At 65.3% G+C, this 17,265-nt stretch carries 18 protein-coding genes and 1 pseudogene; 11 read left to right on the top strand and 8 right to left on the bottom strand.

Annotation, left to right across the window (positions count from 1 at the left end; genetic code table 11):
- Window positions 1-114 precede the first annotated feature (114 nt).
- Together AC3WLY_RS03680 and AC3WLY_RS03685 are read left to right on the top strand one after the other, a co-directional pair.
- The gene (locus AC3WLY_RS03680; protein WP_166955753.1) at window positions 115-855 is read left to right on the top strand and encodes an acetoacetate decarboxylase; all 741 of its coding nucleotides are present in this window, start codon (window positions 115-117) and stop codon (window positions 853-855) included.
- A 50-nt stretch (window positions 856-905) separates the two neighbouring features.
- The gene (locus AC3WLY_RS03685; RefSeq protein ID WP_105391308.1) at window positions 906-1,691 is read left to right on the top strand and encodes a 3-hydroxybutyrate dehydrogenase; all 786 of its coding nucleotides are present in this window, start codon (window positions 906-908) and stop codon (window positions 1,689-1,691) included.
- A 61-nt stretch (window positions 1,692-1,752) separates the two neighbouring features.
- On the opposite strand, the pseudogene AC3WLY_RS03690 reads toward AC3WLY_RS03685, so the two are convergent.
- Window positions 1,753-1,881, bottom strand: a pseudogene (locus AC3WLY_RS03690) (RNA-guided endonuclease InsQ/TnpB family protein); the annotation flags it as partial.
- An 86-nt stretch (window positions 1,882-1,967) separates the two neighbouring features.
- On the opposite strand from AC3WLY_RS03690, the gene AC3WLY_RS03695 reads away from it, so the two are divergent.
- Entirely contained in the window at window positions 1,968-3,182 is a 1,215-nt protein-coding gene (locus tag AC3WLY_RS03695) for a patatin-like phospholipase family protein (protein WP_175959858.1), read from the top strand.
- A 67-nt stretch (window positions 3,183-3,249) separates the two neighbouring features.
- Complete coding sequence (locus AC3WLY_RS03700; protein ID WP_175959859.1) at window positions 3,250-3,714, top strand: hypothetical protein; 465 nt, start codon at window positions 3,250-3,252, stop codon at window positions 3,712-3,714.
- Window positions 3,715-3,754: 40 nt separating this feature from the next.
- Here AC3WLY_RS03700 and AC3WLY_RS03705 read toward each other — a convergent pair whose 3' ends face one another.
- Entirely contained in the window at window positions 3,755-4,639 is an 885-nt protein-coding gene (locus AC3WLY_RS03705; RefSeq protein ID WP_175959860.1) for a LysR family transcriptional regulator, read from the bottom strand.
- Between the two features lie 120 nt (window positions 4,640-4,759).
- Between AC3WLY_RS03705 and argC the strand changes: the two genes are divergently transcribed.
- Complete coding sequence (gene argC / locus AC3WLY_RS03710; RefSeq protein WP_492309135.1) at window positions 4,760-5,698, top strand: N-acetyl-gamma-glutamyl-phosphate reductase; 939 nt, start codon at window positions 4,760-4,762, stop codon at window positions 5,696-5,698.
- Between the two features lie 111 nt (window positions 5,699-5,809).
- Here the strand turns inward: argC and AC3WLY_RS03715 are convergent, their stop codons facing one another.
- Complete coding sequence (locus AC3WLY_RS03715; protein ID WP_204422162.1) at window positions 5,810-6,733, bottom strand: LysR substrate-binding domain-containing protein; 924 nt, start codon at window positions 6,731-6,733, stop codon at window positions 5,810-5,812.
- A gap of 116 nt (window positions 6,734-6,849) precedes the next feature.
- Between AC3WLY_RS03715 and AC3WLY_RS03720 the strand changes: the two genes are divergently transcribed.
- Window positions 6,850-7,935: a tartrate dehydrogenase gene (locus AC3WLY_RS03720; protein WP_492309134.1), complete on the top strand. Its 1,086-nt coding sequence runs from the start codon at window positions 6,850-6,852 to the stop codon at window positions 7,933-7,935.
- Window positions 7,936-8,431: 496 nt separating this feature from the next.
- Here the strand turns inward: AC3WLY_RS03720 and AC3WLY_RS03725 are convergent, their stop codons facing one another.
- Together AC3WLY_RS03725 and AC3WLY_RS03730 are read right to left on the bottom strand one after the other, a co-directional pair.
- Window positions 8,432-8,911 carry a nuclear transport factor 2 family protein gene (locus AC3WLY_RS03725; RefSeq protein WP_175959864.1) on the bottom strand — a complete coding sequence of 160 codons (480 nt, stop codon included), beginning with the start codon at window positions 8,909-8,911 and terminating at the stop codon, window positions 8,432-8,434.
- A gap of 65 nt (window positions 8,912-8,976) precedes the next feature.
- Complete coding sequence (locus tag AC3WLY_RS03730; RefSeq protein ID WP_072444980.1) at window positions 8,977-9,582, bottom strand: TetR/AcrR family transcriptional regulator; 606 nt, start codon at window positions 9,580-9,582, stop codon at window positions 8,977-8,979.
- A 193-nt stretch (window positions 9,583-9,775) separates the two neighbouring features.
- Here AC3WLY_RS03730 and AC3WLY_RS03735 point away from each other — a divergent pair, with 193 nt between their 5' ends.
- Together AC3WLY_RS03735 and AC3WLY_RS03740 are read left to right on the top strand one after the other, a co-directional pair.
- The gene (locus AC3WLY_RS03735; RefSeq protein ID WP_492309133.1) at window positions 9,776-10,414 is read left to right on the top strand and encodes a GNAT family N-acetyltransferase; all 639 of its coding nucleotides are present in this window, start codon (window positions 9,776-9,778) and stop codon (window positions 10,412-10,414) included.
- The gene (locus AC3WLY_RS03740) at window positions 10,411-10,827 is read left to right on the top strand and encodes a hypothetical protein (protein WP_492309132.1); all 417 of its coding nucleotides are present in this window, start codon (window positions 10,411-10,413) and stop codon (window positions 10,825-10,827) included. The genes AC3WLY_RS03735 and AC3WLY_RS03740 overlap by 4 nt, the downstream gene beginning before the upstream one ends.
- A gap of 384 nt (window positions 10,828-11,211) precedes the next feature.
- On the opposite strand, the gene tdh is transcribed toward AC3WLY_RS03740, so the two are convergent.
- On the bottom strand, window positions 11,212-12,240 hold the full coding sequence (gene tdh / locus AC3WLY_RS03745) for an L-threonine 3-dehydrogenase (protein ID WP_047902093.1): 1,029 nt from the start codon (window positions 12,238-12,240) through the stop codon (window positions 11,212-11,214).
- A 13-nt stretch (window positions 12,241-12,253) separates the two neighbouring features.
- Window positions 12,254-13,453: a glycine C-acetyltransferase gene (locus tag AC3WLY_RS03750; protein ID WP_175959867.1), complete on the bottom strand. Its 1,200-nt coding sequence runs from the start codon at window positions 13,451-13,453 to the stop codon at window positions 12,254-12,256.
- A gap of 161 nt (window positions 13,454-13,614) precedes the next feature.
- On the opposite strand from AC3WLY_RS03750, the gene AC3WLY_RS03755 reads away from it, so the two are divergent.
- The 3 genes from AC3WLY_RS03755 (at window position 13,615) to AC3WLY_RS03765 (ending at window position 15,855) form a co-directional block, all read left to right on the top strand.
- A complete protein-coding gene (locus AC3WLY_RS03755) occupies window positions 13,615-14,226 on the top strand; it encodes a helix-turn-helix domain-containing protein (RefSeq protein WP_175959868.1) in 612 nt (203 codons plus the stop codon).
- A gap of 130 nt (window positions 14,227-14,356) precedes the next feature.
- Window positions 14,357-14,734 carry a DUF2471 family protein gene (locus AC3WLY_RS03760; RefSeq protein WP_034181502.1) on the top strand — a complete coding sequence of 126 codons (378 nt, stop codon included), beginning with the start codon at window positions 14,357-14,359 and terminating at the stop codon, window positions 14,732-14,734.
- Window positions 14,735-14,835: 101 nt separating this feature from the next.
- A complete protein-coding gene (locus AC3WLY_RS03765; protein ID WP_492309131.1) occupies window positions 14,836-15,855 on the top strand; it encodes a tyrosine-type recombinase/integrase in 1,020 nt (339 codons plus the stop codon).
- 137 nt (window positions 15,856-15,992) lie between these two features.
- Here AC3WLY_RS03765 and AC3WLY_RS03770 read toward each other — a convergent pair whose 3' ends face one another.
- A complete protein-coding gene (locus AC3WLY_RS03770) occupies window positions 15,993-17,174 on the bottom strand; it encodes a DNA-binding protein (protein WP_492309130.1) in 1,182 nt (393 codons plus the stop codon).
- Window positions 17,175-17,265: the final 91 nt, after the last annotated feature.

Below are 17,265 nucleotides of genomic sequence, written 5' to 3' on the forward strand. Positions count from 1 at the left end.
AAATCCGTCGAAATCGGCAACAATTAATTCCAAATGCGGCATCGCACAACGGCAACGCACAGGCATACGATTACGAGCACTCATCCACGAAGCGATCAACAACAAGGAGTCCGCATGAAACCCAGCGATGTCCGATCGAAAGCGTTTGCGATGCCGTTGACCAGCCCTGCCTTCCCGATGGGCCCGTACCGTTTCGTCGACCGTGAGTTTCTGATCATCACGTATCGCACCGATCCAGACCGTCTCCGCGAAATTGTCCCCGAGCCGCTGCAGGTCACCGAGCCGCTCGTGCATTACGAATTCATCCGCATGGCCGATTCGACCGGTTTCGGCGACTACACCGAAAGCGGCCAGGTGATTCCCGTCGAATACGACGGCCAGCCGGGCGGCTACACGCTCGCGATGTATCTCGACGATCACCCGCCGATCGCCGGCGGCCGCGAGCTGTGGGGCTTCCCGAAGAAGCTCGCGTCGCCCACCCTGCACGTGAACACCGATCACCTCCTCGGCACGCTCGACTACGGCAAGGTGCGCGTCGCGACCGGCACGATGGGCTACAAGCACAAGGAACTCGACATCGACGAGCAGACGAAGCGTCTCGCCGGCCCCAATTTCCTGCTGAAGATCATTCCGCACGTCGACGGCACCGCGCGCGTGTGCGAACTGGTGCGCTACTACATGCAGGACATCAAGATGAAGGGCGCGTGGACGGGCCCCGCATCGCTCGAGCTGGCGCCGCACGCGCTCGCGCCGGTGGCCGACCTGCCCGTGCTCGAGATCGTCGAAGCCCGGCATCTCGTCGCAGATTTGACACTCGGTCTCGGCGAAGTCGTCTACGATTACCTGGCTCAGTAACACGTCCGCAGTCCTTCTCCCTGTCAATCCTTTCACCACGGGAATTCGAAATGAGCAACCTGAATGGCAAGACCGCAGTCGTCACGGGCGCCGCAAGCGGCATCGGCAAGGAAATTGCGCTGGAACTCGCGAAAGCGGGCGCGGCTGTCGCGATCGCCGACCTGAACCAGGACGGCGCCAATGCGGTCGCCGACGAGATCAACAAGGCAGGCGGCAAGGCGATCGGCGTTGCGATGGACGTGACGAACGAGGAAGCCGTGAACAGCGGCATCGACAAGGTCGCCGAAACGTTCGGCTCGGTCGACATCCTCGTGTCGAACGCGGGCATCCAGATCGTCAACCCGATCGAGAACTACGCGTTCTCCGACTGGAAGAAGATGCAGGCGATCCACGTCGACGGCGCATTCCTCACGACGAAGGCCGCGCTCAAGCACATGTACAAGGACGATCGCGGCGGCGTCGTGATCTACATGGGTTCGGTGCACTCGCACGAAGCGTCGCCGCTGAAGTCGGCATACGTGACGGCCAAGCACGGCCTGCTCGGCCTCGCACGCGTGCTCGCGAAGGAAGGCGCGAAGCACAACGTGCGCTCGCACGTCGTGTGCCCAGGCTTCGTGCGCACGCCGCTGGTCGACAAGCAGATTCCGGAGCAGGCGAAGGAGCTCGGGATCAGCGAAGAGGAAGTGGTGAAGAAGGTGATGCTCGGCAACACGGTCGACGGCGTGTTCACGACGGTGCAGGACGTCGCGCAGACGGTGCTGTTCCTGTCGGCGTTCCCGAGCGCCGCGCTCACCGGCCAGTCGTTCATCGTCAGCCACGGCTGGTTCATGCAGTAACGTCCTCGCCTCCCTAAAGGGAGGCGATTCCCACACCTGGCGATGCACGTCCGCATCGGGACTTCCTGTTCCGCTTGAGCGTGTGCCTCCATGTGTCGTTGCAGAAGTTCCAGACGTAGTTCACCGCACGGCTCTGCTTGTTCAGGAGTCCGTTGAGCGACTTCACGCGATAGCGGTAGACAAGGATCATGCTGGTCATTCTAACGATGGAATGCCGTCTGTCGACGTCACTCCTTTCCTCTCCGCCATCGATGGCGGGATTTCTCGGAGCAACTGATGAAACCGCATGCCCGTACAGAAAAGCAGGCCGTCGATGAGACGGATCTGCACGAAGCCGGCGCGCCGACCGCTGCGCGGTCATTGCCGTACGAAACGATCGCGCTCGTCCTGCAGGGCGGCGGCGCGCTCGGCGCGTATCAGGCCGGCGTGTTCGAAGGGCTGCACGAGGCGGGCATTCCGCTCGACTGGATCGCGGGCATCTCGATCGGCGCGCTCAACACCGCGCTGATCGCCGGCAATGCGCCCGAGCATCGCGTCGAGCGGCTGCGCGAGTTCTGGGAAACGATCTGCCAGCCGGCGTTCTTTCCGGCGATTCCGGCCGCGTTCGAATTCGCGCTGTTCAACAGCATCGACCAGATCCGCACGTTCTTCACCGCGTCGCAGGCTGCAAGCGCGATGATGCAGGGCCAGCAGGGCTTCTTCTCGCCGCGCTTCCCGCCGCCGCTGCCGGGCGTATCCGACCATCCGGAAAAGATCAGCTGGTACGACACGTCGGCGCTGCGCACGACGCTGCTGAAGCTATGCGACTTCGACCGGATCAATTCGGGCGAGACGCGCATATCGGTTGGCGCGGTCAATGTCGGCACCGGCAACTTCGTGTACTTCGACAACTCGCGCATCCGTCTCGCGCCCGAGCATTTCATGGCGTCCGGCGCGCTGCCGCCCGCGTTCCCGCCGGTCGAGATCGACGGCGAGTATTACTGGGACGGCGGTGTCGTGTCGAACACGCCGCTGATGGAAGTGCTCCGCGCACGGCCGCGCCGCGACACGCTCGCGTTCCAGGTCGATCTGTGGAGCGCGCGCGGGCCGCTGCCGCGCACGATGGCCGACGTCGCCGAACGCACGAAGGACGTGCAGTATTCGAGCCGCACGCGTTTCGTCACCGATACGCTGCAGCGCGAACAGCGCTACCGCAACGTGCTGCGCCACGTACTCGAGCAGGTGCCGGAAGAGCAGCGCAAGAGCGACCCATGGTGCGTCGAAGCCGACGCGATGTCGAGCGGGAAGAAGTACAACATCCAGCACCTGATCTATCAGCAGAAGGCGTACGAGCATCACTACAAGGACTATCAGTTCGGTCTGTCGACGATGCGCGACCACTGGTCCGCGGGCCTCGACGACATCCGCAAGACGCTCGCGGTGAAGGACGGCCTCGCGCTGCCCAACAACGACGCGGGCTTCGTGACGCACGACATTCACCGTCGCCGGTGACGCCGTGTGCGACGGATCGGTGCGATGCATGCGCCGGTCCGTCCTCTTCTCCGATCTCCGATTCGACATGCCGATTTTTATCGCACTGTTCGCGCTCATCGCTATTGGATGGGGCGCGGTTCGCCTGTTTCACGTCATCGCCGCGCAGTTCGGCCAGCCGGTCGCGATCGCGGCCGCCGTGCTCGCCGCCGCGGTCCTGATCGCGCTGGCCGCGTGGTGGCTCAAGCGCCGCCGCGACATCGCTCCGAACACCAGGGAAGAAGGCTGGACGCATATCGTGCATCGCGCGTGGGGCGAGTTGCGCCTGTCCGCGACGCAAGGGCTGCTGTGGCTGTCGCACGACGGTGCGGACGGTCGTTATACGCTGTCGCAGCTCGAAGTCTGCCAGGTCGCGCCGATCGGCGGCCGCTGGCATCTCGTCGTGCGCGTGCGCGACGCGGTGCGCAGCGAATGGAAGCTGCCGATGACGGACAAGCGCGATGCCCAGCGCTGGGCGCGTGTGCTGACGCTGGCGAAGGACAACCGGCTCTGAACGCGCGGGCCGCCCGCACGGGCAGCCGTGCCACGATCCGCTATCGCGCGCCGAGCGCCCACAGCGCATCGAGCACGTGCTGCGTCGCCCGCTCGACCGGTCCCGCCCGATGGGCGATCCCCAGTTCCCGCCACAACGCCGGTCGCAGCGCGCGCATGACGATGCGCGCATCCGGCAGCGGCGCTCCGGCCTCGTGCGGGAGTAGCGTCGCGCCATAACCTGCGGCGACCAGGCTCTTGATCGCATCGTTGTAGTTGAGTTCGATCCGCGGCTCGGGCCGATGGCCGCCGAGCGCAAACCATTCCGTCGTGAGTCGCGACAGGCGTGTGGTCGCATCGTTGAGAATCAGCGGACGCGCGGCCAGATAGGCCGGTGTCACGCGAGCCGGAAGCCGCCAGTCCGCGGGCAGGAAGGCCATCACCGGATCGCGCCGCCATGCGCGGATCGACAGCCCCGCGACCGGCGCCTGCGGCAACGCGACCAGCCCGACGTCGAGCGTGCCCTGCGCAACGCGTGCCAGCGTGTCGTGCGACGTGAGCACCGCGATCTGGACGTCGATGTCCGGATGCTGTTCGCGCAGCCGCGCCACTGCCTGCGGCAACAGGTGCGCGATCGCCCCGGTCGATGCGCCGAGGCGCACCCGTCCGGTCAACCCCTGCACCTGTCGCTGCACGTCGTCCAGCGTGGATTCGACCTCGGCCAGCAGACTGCGCGCCCGCTCCACCAGCACTTCGCCGATAGCCGACGGCCGCACGTTTCCGCGCGTGCGGGACAGCAGCGGCGCGCCGACGCGACTTTCCAGCTCGGCGACATGAAGACTGACGGTCGGCGGAGCGAGATGAAGCAATTGCGCCGCCGCCACAAAGGATCCCTGGTCCGCGATCGCGACCAGCGTGCGCAGGCGATCCAGACTGATCTCGCGCATCACACACCTCTCGTTCAGAAATGCTGAATCAGATGGTCAGTAAATTCAACTTTTCCTATTCTAGGCGTTCGATGGACGATACGGTTTTCCTGACGACCGAGCGCAAGGAACGCGACCATCATGGGCTTCCCCATTGTCTATATCGACGGCGATCAAGGCACGACCGGATTGCAGATTCACGAGCGGCTGCGCGAGCGCACCGACTTGCGGCTCGTCACGCTGCCGGATGCCGAGCGCAAGGATCCCGTGCGGCGCGCTGAAGCGATCAACGCAGCCGACATCGCGATTCTGTGCCTGCCCGACGCGGCCGCGCGCGAAGCGGTCGGCTTCATCCGGAATCCCGAGGTACGCGTGATCGATGCGAGTTCGGCCCATCGCACGCAGCCGGAATGGGTCTACGGCTTTCCCGAGATGGCCGACGGACATGCGCGGAAGATTGCGCATGCGCGGCGCGTCACCAATCCGGGCTGCTACCCGACGGGCGCGATCGGCCTGCTGCGGCCGCTGCAACAGGCCGGCCTGCTGCCGCGCGACTACCCGGTGAGCATCCATGCCGTCTCCGGTTACTCGGGCGGCGGGCGAACCGCCATCGACGCATTCGAATCGGACGGCGCCGCGCACACGAAGCCGCTGCAGGTCTATGGCCTCGCACTCGCGCACAAGCACGTGCCCGAAATCCAGCAGCATGCCGGTCTCGCGCACCGGCCGCTGTTCGTGCCGGCTTACGGCGCCTATCGGCAAGGCATCGTGCTGACCGTGCCGATCGAGCTGCGCCTGCTCCCGGCCGGCGTGACCGGTGAGCAGCTGCATGCGTGTCTCGCTCACCACTACGCCAGCGCGCGTCACGTCGACGTCACGCCGCTCGCGGACGCGCGCGCGATCACGCATCTCGATCCGCAAGCGCTGAACGGCACCAATGACCTGCGGCTCGGCGTGTTCGTCAATGCCGATCACGGTCAGGTGCTCCTGTCCGCCGTGTTCGACAATCTCGGCAAAGGGGCATCCGGCGCAGCCGTGCAGAATCTCGACCTGATGCTCGGTGCGTCGAGCGCGGCGTGAGTCTCCCGCGGGCACCGTCGAAGGCCTGCGCGGCAGGCCGATCAGCGTCGCGTGCGGCGATGCGTCGGCGCCTGCGCACGCCCCCCCGTAAAAGCTCACCTTTAGCCGAATTCAGGCCGCATCGTCACCCGCTGCGGCATTCAGGCCGGCCAGCGTCTCCACCAGAAAATCCACGCACACGCGCACTTTCGCCGATGCCGCGACGCGTTCCGGATAAACGGCCCAGATGTTCGCGGGCTGGATCGCGTCCGGCAGCACGCGGCACAACGCGCCGCGTTCGATCAGCGGCCCGGCTTCCCAGATCGAGCGCAACACGATCCCGCGCCCGGCCAGCGCCCATTGCACGGCCACCTCGCCGTGGTTCGTCGACAGTGCGCCGCCGACCTTCACCGTGGCCGTTTCACCGCGCACGTTCAGCCGCCACACCCCGAACGGGTGATCGCGCTCCTTGATCGCGAGACAGTCGTGCGACGTGAGATCCGCGAGCGAACGCGGCGTGCCGCGTCGTGCGAGATAGTCGGGCGACGCGCACAGCACGCGGTAGTTCGCGGCGAGGCGGCGCGCGATCAGGTGATCGGAGATCTCGTCGCCGATACGCACGTCGAGGTCGTAGCCTTCGCCCGCGACGTCGACGAGCCGGTCGAACAGATCGAGCCGCACGTTCAGTTGCGGATAGCGTGCCGAGAAGTCGAGCAGCGCCGGCGCGACGACGTGCCGGCCGAAGCCGAAGCTGCTCGAAATGCGCAGCGTGCCGCGCGGCACCGTGCGCGTCGTCGACACGTCCTCGACGAGATGATCGACGTCGTCGAGAATCTTCTCGGCGCGCGCGAACACGCGTTCGCCGGCCTCCGTGACCGTCACGCGGCGCGTCGACCGATGCAGCAGGCGCGTGCCGAGCTGCGCCTCGAGCAGCGCGATGCGCTTGCTGACATAGGCGGGCGACACCGCGAGCTGCTCGGCGGCCGCGCTGAAGCTCGTCAGACGGACGACCAGGCTGAACACGCGCAGATCGTCGAGGTTCGGTGATTTATTCACGATTCGTGGAAAGTCGATTAACCTTTCGTGCGATTTTAATCCGAATGGAAATAAATAAAATGGCGTGACGTGCCACTGCATCCCCGGCAGCAGGCCGACCAGCCAAGGAGCTTTGCATGACCGACAGGACTTACAGAATTGCCGTGATCCCCGGCGACGGCATCGGCCGTGAAGTGATGCCCGAGGGCCTGCGCGCGCTCGACGCCGTGACTGCGCGCTTCGGCATCCGCTTCGATTTCGTGCAGATCGACTGGGCGAGCTGCGACTACTATGCGCAGCACGGCCAGATGATGCCGGACGACTGGAAGGCGCAACTGTCGGGCATGGACGCGATCCTGTTCGGCGCGGTCGGCTGGCCCGCAACGGTGCCCGATCACATTTCGCTGTGGGGCTCGCTGCTGAAATTCCGCCGCGAGTTCGACCAGTACATCAACCTGCGGCCCGCGCGCCTGTTCGACGGCGTACCGTCGCCGCTCGCCGGCCGCCGCCCGGGCGACATCGATTTCATGATCGTGCGCGAGAACACCGAGGGCGAATATTCGTCGGTCGGCGGCACGATGTTCGAAGGCACCGACCGCGAAGTCGTGATGCAGCAGTCGATCTTCACGCGTCACGGCACCGAGCGCGTGCTGAAATTCGCGTTCGAGCTCGCGCAGCGGCGCGCGAAGCGTCTCACCGTCGCGACGAAGAGCAACGGCATCGCGATCAGCATGCCGTGGTGGGACGCGCGCGCGGCCGAGATGGCCGAACGCTATCCCGAAATCGCCGTCGACAAGCAGCACATCGACATCCTGTGCGCGCGCTTCGTGCTGCAGCCGGACCGCTTCGACGTCGTCGTCGCATCGAACCTGTTCGGCGACATCCTGTCGGATCTCGGGCCGGCCTGTACGGGCACGATCGGCATCGCGCCGTCGGCGAACCTCAACCCCGACCGCACGTTTCCGTCGCTGTTCGAACCCGTGCACGGTTCCGCGCCCGACATCGCGGGGCAGTACATCGCAAATCCGGTCGCGATGATCTGGTCCGCGGCGATGATGCTCGACTTCCTCGGCAACGGCGCCGGCCGCGAACGCGAAGCGCACGATGCGATCCTCGCCGCGATCGAGGACGTACTGCGCGCCGGGCCGCATACGCGCGATCTCGGCGGCAGCGCGGGGACGCAGGAAGTGGGCGAGGCGATCGCCGCACGGATCGCAGGCTGACGGTCAGGCCCGGCGCGAGCGATCGCGCCTGGAAACGACTGCATGAATCAACTTGCGGTGAGCAACATACGATGCCGCTGCGCACCCGTGCAGGTTCCGATGCGTGCGCGGTGAATTCGAGCGGTGAGCAACGACACACCGCAGCGCGCACTGCTTGCATTGACTGTCGTCGAAATCGGTTCGATCGGTGAGTGGCACATCATGTTCACGCACACCGATCGCCAACCACCGTCGAAACAGTTCGATCGGTGAGATGCATCCCGTCGTGATGCACACCGTTGCGCGTCGATACGCGCATCAGGCGACATCGCCGTGAGCGACATGTCCGTTTTGCGCGGGGGTGATGCCGCATCGTTCCGCGCGAAGCACACAGTTCGACGCGACATGTCACGTGGTCCCGAAAAATCTCACCTTCAGCGCATCGGCTCCCGAATTTCCTCACCATCGGACTCAGATGATGCGTTCGCCGATCCGCTGAACAGGCGCGTCGAGAACTTCACAGCCCGAGATCGGACAACCCCGGATGATCGTCCGGACGGCGGCCGAGCGGCCAGTGATAGAGACGGTCCGCCTCGCGAATCGGCAGGTCGTTGATGCTCGCGTGACGATGCGCCATCAAGCCGTTTTCGTCGAACTCCCAGTTTTCGTTGCCGTACGAGCGGAACCAGTTGCCAGCGTCGTCATGCCATTCGTACGCAAAGCGCACCGCGATGCGATTGCCGCCGAACGCCCACAGCTCCTTGATCAACCGGTAGTCGAGCTCGCGCGTCCATTTCCGCTGCAGCAGCCCGACGATCTCGTCGCGGCCGGTCACGAATTCCGCGCGATTGCGCCATCGGCTTTGCGGCGTGTAGGCGAGCGACACGCGCTGCGGATCGCGCGTGTTCCACGCATCCTCGGCGGCACGCACCTTCTGGCGTGCCGATTCGAGCGTAAAGGGCGGAACGGGCGGACGGACTTCGGGAGAAGCGGACATGGATTTGCTCCTGTTCAGGGTTCTGGCCGCGGACACCCGCGGCCGGTTCGGATTCGCTGCATCGACTACCGCGAAACGGTGTCGAGCAGCAGTTCGGCCGTCGCGCGCGCATCGCGCGCGGCGTTGGCATCGCCGCTGACGAGCGCCACGCCGATCGCGCCGTCGATCAGCACGAGCCACTGACGCGCAAGGCGCGCGAGCCCGCGGCGCTCGATTCCCGTTGCGTCGGCATACGCGTCGAACCGCTCGCGCACGAATGCCAGCAGGCGCGCCTTGTGCATACGCGCGACGACGCGCACGGGATCGTCGGCATCGGGAATCTCGCCCGACGCGTTCAGGAAAGCGCAGCCATGAAAGTCGGGCTGCCCGAACCAGTCGCGCAGCACGTCGAACATGCCGAGCAACTGCGCGCGCGGCGCGTTGCCGCGCGCATGGGTTGCATCGACGAACCAGCGCATCCAGCGCTCGTCGCGGCGTTCGAGCGCGGCGACCACCAGCGCCTCTTTCGATTCGAACTGCGAATAAAAGCTCTTTCGTGCCGCGCCGGACCGCTTCACGATCGCGTCGACACCCGTTGCGTGGATGCCGCCCGAATAGATCAGCGCTTCGGCCGCATCGAGCAGCCGGTCGCGAACGCCCGGTTCGCCGGAAGTGTCGTGTCGTGTGTTCATGCGTTTACGGTAGAACGATCGTTCTCCGTCGTCAACTCCTGTGTGAAATAGCCATATCGGCGAAAGGGCTGAATCGCGGCCTGGCCGCGCGGCCGCCGTGCGACGCGGCCCGCCGCGTTTACGACATTTTTTCTTGAAGCGGATGCGTGACGCTCACTACACTTCGGTCACCCTGTCTGGGCGAAAGGACATCATGCAGCGACCGGAATCCGCGCGCCCCGCGCGCGCTTATGCGGCTTATGCCAAGCGGCTCGACGGCCGCGTCGTCGTGCGGCGCTTCGATCCGCGCAGCGATTCGTACGACGCGCTGACCGCGCTGCTGCATCGCGCGTTCGCGCCGCTCGGCGCGCTGGGCTTCAACTGCCCGTGCGTCGATCAGCCGGCATCGGCGACACGCGAACGCGTGCTCACCGGCGAGTGTTTCGTCGCGCTCGGCAACGCGCATCTGGTCGCGACGATGACGATGCATTCGCACGATCCCGATTCGCGCTGCGATCCGTATCGCAGCCGGCACGTCGCAACGCTCGGCCAGCTGGCCGTCGATCCCGTCTGGCAGCAACGCGGCATCGGCCGCTCGCTGCTCGCGTTCGCGCAACGGCGGGCGGCCGCGCGCGGCGCGACGCACCTCGCGCTCGACGCGCCGTACGCAGCGGTCCGGCTCATCGATTTCTATCGTCGCGAAGGATTTCAACCGGTCGACGTGATGCGTTTTCCGGGACACAACTACGACAGCGCGATCCTGTGCAAATCCGTCGGCGTCGCGGACGACCGCATGCGTGCCTGCGACATAGCGCAGATCGACGTTGCGCGGCAAGCCGGTGCGGCGTCATGAAACACGAAGTGCAGAAGCATGATGGCGATGGCGATCGTGCACAGCTCGCTGTCCGGCAGGCACGCGTGCGTGCGGCGCTGCGACTGCGCGGCGTGATGAAGCTGACGATCGTCACGATCGCGGCCGCGCATGCGCTGACGTTCGCGTTCGAAGGCCTACTCGTCGCGGCCGGTTTCGCGCCCGAAATCGCGACGTTGCTGCTGTTCCGCTTCGTGACCTGTGCGCTCGTCAGCTTCTGGCTGCAAGCCGATGCGTCGCGCGCCTGTCGGTATGCAGCGCAGCACGGGTTCGTCACGGTTTCCGGCACGCACGGCGATCTGATCGACGTTGCGCAGCAGTGCCCGAAGCGCTGGCTCGTCGTGTTGAATCTCCAGCTCGAACCGCGATGGTTGACGGGTGAACAGCGCAAGTAGCGGTCCGCGCACCGCTCGATGCAGATTGCGTTGCGTATGAGTGAGTCGTAACGAGGTTCACCGACTCACGGTTGACGTCCCGGTTCGGCACGGCATTGCATGCGGTGCGTAGGGAACAATCGCTCAACAAGCGAAGCAGGGAGGCGTGCGGAAGAAGAACAGGCACCGAATGGCGTGATGGGGTGAAGCGAGGCGGGGGGCTGACAGGTGAAGCGAACGCGCGATTGCGATTCACCGATGTGCGATCGCGTCGGGATTCGACGCGCAAACACAGCTCCCGAATAACCTCACCTCAAGCCCGGATTCGCGCGTTCCGATCTCGACGACACACGTGCAAACGAAAGCGGGGCAGGCGGCGAACGAGCCGCGCTGCCCCTTCGGCACTCAGGCCGTCCAGTCGAGAATCACCTTGCCGCTTTCGCCGGACAGCATCGCGGCGAAGCCTTTCTCGTAATCGTCGGCCGCAAAGCGATGCGTGATGATCGGCGACAGGTCGAGGCCGCTCTGCAGCATCGCGACCATCTTGTACCAGGTCTCGAACATCTCGCGGCCATAGATGCCCTTGATCTCGAGCCCCTTGAAGATCACCTGGTTCCAGTCGATCGCCGTCTGCGCGGGCGGGATGCCGAGCAGCGCAACCTTGCCGCCGTGGTTCATCGCCTCGAGCATGCTCGTGAACGCGCTCGGCACGCCCGACATCTCGAGGCCGACGTCGAAGCCTTCGGTCATGTGCAGGTCGGCCATCACGTCGCGCAGCGACTCGCGTGCGACGTTGACCGCGCGCGTCGCGCCCATCTTGCGCGCGAGTTCCAGCCGGTAGTCGTTGATGTCGGTGATGACGACGTTGCGCGCGCCGACGTGCTTCGCGATCGCGACGGCCATGATGCCGATCGGGCCCGCGCCGGTGATCAGTACATCCTCGCCGACGAGGTTGAACGACAGCGCCGTGTGCGTCGCGTTGCCGAACGGATCGAAGATCGACGCGAGATCGTCGGAGATCTCGGGCGGAATCTTGAACGCGTTGAACGCCGGAATCGCCAGATACTCGGCGAACGCGCCTTCGCGGTTCACGCCGACGCCGACCGTGTTGCGGCACAGATGCCGGCGCCCCGCGCGACAGTTGCGGCAGAAGCCGCACGTGATGTGGCCTTCGCCGGACACGCGATCGCCGATCGCGAAGCCGCGCACTTCCTGCCCCATCTCGACGATCTCGCCGACATATTCGTGACCGACGTGCATCGGCACGGGAATCGTCTTCTGCGCCCAGTCGTCCCACTTCCAGATATGGATGTCGGTGCCGCAGATCGCCGTACGGCGGATCTTGATCAGCACGTCGTTGTGGCCGACTTCGGGACGCTTCACGCGCGTGAGCGTGAGGCCGGGGCCGCGTTCGAGCTTTGCCAGTGCTTTCATGGTGGCGCCTCCGTCAAACGATGCCGAGCGACTTGCCGACGCGCACGAACGCGGCGACCGCCTGGTCGATCTGCTCGGGCGTATGCGCGGCGCTCATCTGCGTGCGGATGCGCGCGCGGCCGCGCGGCACGACGGGAAACGAGAAGCCGATCACGTAGACGCCTTCGCCGAGCAGCTGGTCGGCCATGTTCGTCGCGAGCTGTGCGTCGCCAAGCATCACCGGGATGATCGGATGCGCGCCGGGCACGAGCGTGAAGCCCGCTTCGGTCATCTGCTCGCGGAACCGCACGCCGTTCTCGCGCACGCGCTCGCGCAGCTTCGCGCCTTCGTCGCTGCCGAGCAGCTCCAGCACCTTCAGCGATGCCGCGGCAATGCTCGGCGTGAGCGTGTTCGAGAACAGGTACGGACGCGAGCGCTGGCGCAGCAGTTCGACGACCTCGCGGCGCGCGGCGACGTAGCCGCCCGATGCGCCGCCGAGCGCCTTGCCGAGCGTGCCCGTGATGATGTCGACGCGGCCTTCGACGCCGCAGTGCTCGGGCGTGCCGCGGCCGTGCGCGCCGATGAAGCCGACCGCGTGGGAATCGTCGACCATCACGAGCGCGCCGTAACGATCGGCGAGATCGCAGATGCCTTTCAGGTCGGCGATGATGCCGTCCATCGAGAACACGCCGTCGGTCGCGATCAGCTTGTGGCGCGCGCCCGCCGCATCGGCTTCCTTGAGCTTCGCCTCGAGATCGGACAGGTCGTTGTTCCGGTAGCGGAAGCGCTTCGCCTTGCACAGGCGGATGCCGTCGATGATGCTCGCGTGGTTCAGCTCGTCGCTGATCACCGCGTCGTTCTCGTCGAGCAGCGTCTCGAACAGCCCGCCGTTCGCATCGAAACAGCTCGAATAGAGGATGCTGTCCTCGGTGCCGAGAAACGCGGCCAGCGCGCTTTCCAGTTGCTTGTGCACGGTTTGCGTGCCGCAGATGAAGCGCACCGATGCCATGCCGAAGCCGTCCTGGTCGAGGCCGGCTTTCGCCGCGTCGATCAGGCGCGGATCGTTCGCCAGACCCAGATAGTTGTTCGCGCAGAAATTGAGCACGCCGGCACCGCCGGCAAGCCGCACGGCCGCCGCCTGGGGACTCGCGATCTCGCGCTCGGTCTTGTAAAAACCGTCCGCGCGGATCTGGTCGAGCGTCCCGCGCACCTGGGCGAGAAAGGCATCACGCATCGCAAAGCTCCTGACAGGGATTCGCATTCCGCGGCGCGCCGCTCGTGGCGGCGGCGCAACGGCCTGCTACTGTTATAGTCGGTCGTTCGGTTGACCGCATTTATCCGATATTCCGAACTAGAATTCGAAATACCGAACAACTCTAAGCGAACGGAATCCAAATGGCAAGTTCCTCCGGATCGCGGCGCCCGCCTGCCGGCGCCGCATCGCAGCCGCCGGCCGCCACGCCGCCGCGTGTCGGCGAGCAGATCCAGCGATTGCGCAACGAGCGCAAGCTGACGCTCGACGACCTGTCGCGCGCGGCCGGCGTATCGAAATCGATGCTCTCCGAGATCGAGCGCGACAAGGCCAACCCGACGATCGCCGTCGCCTGGCGGCTGACCAACGCGCTCGGCATCACGCTCGACGAGCTGTTCTCGCAGCCGAAGGCGCCGGAGACGATCCGTGTAGACGGCCCGCACGACATTCCGACGCTCGCCGGGCACGACGGCCGGTACCAGTTGCGTGTGTGGGGCCCGATCGATCTCGCCGGCAAGTTCGAGTGGTACGAGCTGACGCTGCCGGGCGGCGGCGCACTCGTATCGAACGCGCACGAACCCGGCACGCGCGAGCACCTCACCGTGCTGCAGGGCGCGATGGAAATCGAGGCCGCATCGGCCAGCCGACGCCTGAAGGCCGGCGACACCGCGCGCTACCCGGCCGACGAGCCGCACGCGATCCGCAATCCGGGCAAGGCCGACGCGCGGGCACTGCTAATCGTGATCCATCGCTGACGGCGCGTATAGCTGGCCAAAGAGCCAGTTGCGGAAAGTACTGTATGTTTGTACAGTATACGGACATTCCGCCATGCATGGGCCGGAGCCGGCGCACCGAGGCGCCCGCCCCGGTCGACAGGAGCCTGCGATGACAGAAGAACAAGATTTGGCCGCGCTCAGCTTCAAGGCTGCCGCACACGACCTCGAGCTGATCGTTCGCCATATTGCCGGGCGCTATATCCGTCAGCGCGTCCCGCTGACGTGGCGCCTGCTGCACGCGATCGAAGCCGAGGCACTCGCCGATCTCGGCTTTGCCAGCCGGCACGAGGCCGGTATGCGCCAATTGTTCGAACGACCGTCGGACATGGCGTTTCCCGAAACGGACGATCCGATCGACTTCGGGCGCTCGAATGCGCTGCCCGCCGTCTTTTCGTTCGCGGTTCTCGCATACGAAGCGGCGGCAACGTCGCATGACACGGCGCCCCGCGAGCGTGCTCACCGTCCGTCCAAGGCGTGGGGCGACTGACTGCCAACCCGGGCCGCCGCGCATGGCGGCCTGTCGAGCCTCTTGCTGCCCGAGACGTTGCGAAAAGGGCTACCATATACGCAACTAACGGAATAAATGACATGTCCCTTCCCGCCTCTCCCGACACTCCGGCACGCCCGGAAGAAAAGGATCTGTTCGACCGCGGCGCATCCGACTGGATCGTGTCGCCCGAAGCCGCATTCGATGCGTGGCTGGCCATGCAGGACTATCGCCGCTCATCGGCCGATGTCTATCGCACGCAATGGGGCGCGTTTCTCACGTGGATGCGCGCGCATCAGAAGAATCTGGCGACGGTCGATACGGCAACGATCGCGAATTTCGTCGGCGAATTGCCGATCCGGAAAACCCAGCGATTGCGCTATCTGCGGCTGATCGAGCGTGTACTCGACCACATCCGGCGCACAGAGTATGCGTCGACCAACCCGGCCCGTTTCATTGCTCAGGATGGCGAAGCGAACTGGCGCAAGGCGCGCGACAATGAGCCGACCGGTTTCCTGACGCCGGCCGAACGCGCGACGTTGCTCGCGTATCTGTTTTCGCCGATCGGCGTATCCGGTTCCGCGTACTGGAAAGAGCGGCGCGACCGCGCGCTCGTGGCCGCGTTTCTCGGTGCCGGCATTAAAACCGGCGAAGCGCGTGTGCTTACGATTAGTTGCGTCAATACGAGCGGAACATCGCTGCAGATCCAGTCGGCGCACCCGGCTTACGCACGCGAAACCCATCTGGCGTCATTCGCGATCGCGCTGCTCGAAGCGTGGCTCATGGAGCGCAAGCGCCAGGAAATTCCGGGCGAGCTCGTGTTCCCTGCGTCGCATGCCGGGCGGCCGATGCACAAGGCGACGATGCTGCGCGCCATCGATGCGATCGTCGAATCGGCCGGGCTCACGTCGTCGCGCACCGCGCGCGCGAGCCCGCAGACGCTGCGCAATACCTACGCGGCCGAACTGTTCGAAAACGACGTGCCGCCTGAACGGGTCGGCAAATGGCTGGGCTTCATGCGGCCGATCTCGTCGAACCGCCTGCATCGCGCATGGAAAAACTGGCGCGATGGCCTGACCGACAGCAACGGTGACGCATCCGACAGCGACGAAACTCACTGATCCGGAAACGGCTGCTCCCGCGACACGATCCGTGAGCAGCCTTGCACGGCGCAGCCTCACCGTTTCACAGCTCCCGAAAAACCTCACCTCAAGCGCCCCGGATCGTCTCACCTGTGCTGGTGCCGCCGATCTTCTGGTCAGGTGTGCGCAAAACGCGCGATAGCTTCGAATCGCGACGGCCATGCGCCCGAAGCGTGCTCGCATTCCGGGCACGCCACTTCAAAACCCTCGTCGCTCTGCGACAGCTCCGGTTCGCCGTCGCAACGCGGGCACTGGGCCGGCACCGGAATCTCTTGATCCAGCGACGTACCGATCGCGGCAAACGCTTCCGCATCCAGTTGCCCCGCATCGGCCAGGCGCCGGATCAGCGCGGCAATTTCCGGATTCATCCCGCGGCTCGCGCGCAACGAATTCGCGTCGCGCGTCGCACGTTCCAGTTCGTCGCTCTGGCTGCGCAACTGTTCTTCGAGCCGGTCGGCGCGTGCCTTGGCCGAGCTCAGTTGCTGAAGGAAATCGAATTCCTTGCGCTGGACGTCGCGCAAACCGCTCTGGTAGGTCGACGCCATGCTGCGCAGCGAGTCCAGCTCGACCAGCATCGGCTTGACGCGGCGTTCTGCTTCGGCCACCGCGTCCTTGATTTGCTGGGCGTAGTGCTCGGTGCGCTGCTGCAATTCGGCTTGCAGCGTATCGATGCGGTCGCGCAGCACGGCGTTTTGCGCCTGTTCGGCGTCGACGCGGCCTGCGGCGGCGGCCAATTCCTTCTCCAGTCGGGCGACTGTGGTGAGCAACGTCGCTTCGCTTGCCGAACCGTGCGTCGTCTGTGATGCGAGCTGAACCTCGAGTTCGGTCACGCGCGCCTGCAATTGCTCGTTCCGGGCTTCGCCGCGCGCGAGCGCGCTTTCGAGCGTCTCATGGCGGACGGTTGCATCGCGCAACCGCTGTTCGGCGTCGGCAATGCCGGCGCGAACCTGTTCGCGGTCGCCATCGAGACTGTCGCGTGCCGCTTTCAACGCTTCTTCATAGAGTGCACCGAGCAGTGCACCGGCCTTTTCCTCGACGGCCTTCGGAATTGCCGCACCGTCGAGCCGGATCTTCGACGCAGAACGGATGCGCTCCCAGAAATGATCGATGTCTTTCGGGATGTCGCTGGCGCTGCCGGTTTGGGTGAGATCGCGGACGTTGGCGGCCGACGGCCGGATACCGAGATCGAAGAACAGGCGCTTGCACGCGTGCAATGACAATTCCTGGCGCCGCGCACCGCTTGCACGCAGAGTTTCCAGTTCGTCCCGAATGACTTGGCGCATTTCGTCCAGGGTCATGGCAGAGCTCGTAGACATTGAGATGTGGTAATCATAACGAAATACGTATCTATTGATACCTGTTTCAGGTCGACGTTGCGAATTTACGTCG

This window comes from Burkholderia sp. FW306-1C-G01B, from assembly GCF_058781685.1.